At 38.4% G+C, this 1,528-nt stretch carries 1 protein-coding gene; it reads right to left on the bottom strand.

Features of this window, described 5'->3' with window-relative positions:
- Window position 1: 1 nt before the first annotated feature.
- Window positions 2–1,363, bottom strand: a complete 1,362-nt coding sequence (locus tag ABRT01_RS18205; RefSeq protein ID WP_269409153.1) for an IS4 family transposase — start codon at window positions 1,361–1,363, stop codon at window positions 2–4.
- Between the last annotated feature and the right edge of the window lie 165 nt (window positions 1,364–1,528).

Genomic DNA, 1,528 nt, shown 5'->3' with positions numbered 1-1,528 from the left:
CTCAACTTTCGCAGCACAAATTAGGCAGGTACACCTTGATATAGTTAGGCAGACCTGCAGCCCAATGCTGTAGTTGACTTTTGATTAGTTTTTTAAATTTACTATTTGTCTTTTTTAGGGCATCTTCAAGAAGCTCGATTAATTGCTGTAGTGCCACAGCCCAATCAAGTTCCTTTACCTCATCACAGAGTTCATAAAACATACCGCCGAGTGTACGGTCGTCTGTACTGCATCGATTTTGCCAGGACAATAGGATATACCTTGTGAATACAATCGTTGTATGGGCGATAAGAGAGTCATATGATCTACCTTGAAACTCTTTTTGAAGTTTCAAAAGGGACTTCGTTGCCTTAAAGAAAACTTCAATATCCCACCGCATGCCATAAATGCGGATAATTTCTTGTTCGGTTAATGTACAATCTGTGCTCAAGATTGCCAGCCATTCGCTCTTCTTATTTCGATTGCGAATAAATACAATTTTCACATCCACCCCATTCTTCATTGTGGTATGAATGGAACGCAAAATGTTTTTATGATGTGCTGTAGGTTTAGCTAACCGATACAACTGTTTCAAACCAACCCAGTTGTCATTAACCAGGTATCTTTGGTTGGTATCTTTAACCATGCCAATAACGTCAACACCTTGTTCTACAATGGATCCTATAAGTGGCTGCTGTGTGAACCATGAATCCATTAAAACGTAGGATGCGTCAATACCTTTGGAGAATGCACGTTTGATCATTCCCGGTAATTGTTCTGGAGCTTTTTGTAAAGCTTCTTGTCGTCTTTTATAACCAGACGTACGCTTATCGATGCTTTCATTTATGCCGTTGATTACAGCCTTTTGAGAGCTCAACAACGAGAAATCAATTGGCATAAAAGTGGCGCCATCAGACCAACCAAGCGTGAGCATACGAAACCCTTTATAATAACGCATTTTTTGGGAAGCGTGATCAAAACAGCGGGCAAGTAACTCTACTTTTTTACTACGGTTCCGTTCATAAGATGAATCATCAACAATTAGTACTCTCGGACGGTCATTTTTAGTTAATGTGCTAACTTTACTAATAGTGGCTGCACTTAATGAAAGCAAAAAGCGTCGCCAATTGTATCTTGGGTTGTTTAGGAAACGGTATATCGCATTCTTTTCAGGTAGACTATCCGATTTCTTGCTTTGCAAAAGTCTGAACCAGTTTTTACCTTCGAAGATCAGACAGAAAATGAGTTTGAAAATATAAGCACAAGTGAAACCAAGGTTTTTATTGATCCCTGCGTCCCTTAGGTGTTTTAGAATATTTAATTCGTCAAATGCAGATTTTAATTCTTTTGGCAGTTGATTTTCTTTGTCATTATTCGCTATCATAGTAGTAGGCACCTCGCTCATGGTAGTTTTTTCTAGTCAATTAAACTATACCAAAAGTGGAGGTGTTTTTCTTTTATAACGATTGAATGTCAAGAACTATATTTGATTTATCACACGCTACGTCGCGGCTTAGTTAAATTAACTTTTTACTCCGCGAAAGTTGAG

It is taken from the genome of Lentibacillus sp. L22 (genome assembly GCF_040812445.1).
In the GTDB taxonomy this organism is placed as follows: Bacteria; Bacillota; Bacilli; order Bacillales; family Amphibacillaceae; genus Lentibacillus_C; species Lentibacillus_C daqui.
This window is presented reverse-complemented; position numbering and strand designations above follow the sequence as displayed.

Excerpts from the sequence above, each read along its gene's own strand:
- ABRT01_RS18205 (WP_269409153.1), bottom strand. The coding sequence starts at position 1,363 with ATGATAGCGAATAATGACAAAGAAAATCAACTGCCAAAAGAATTAAAA.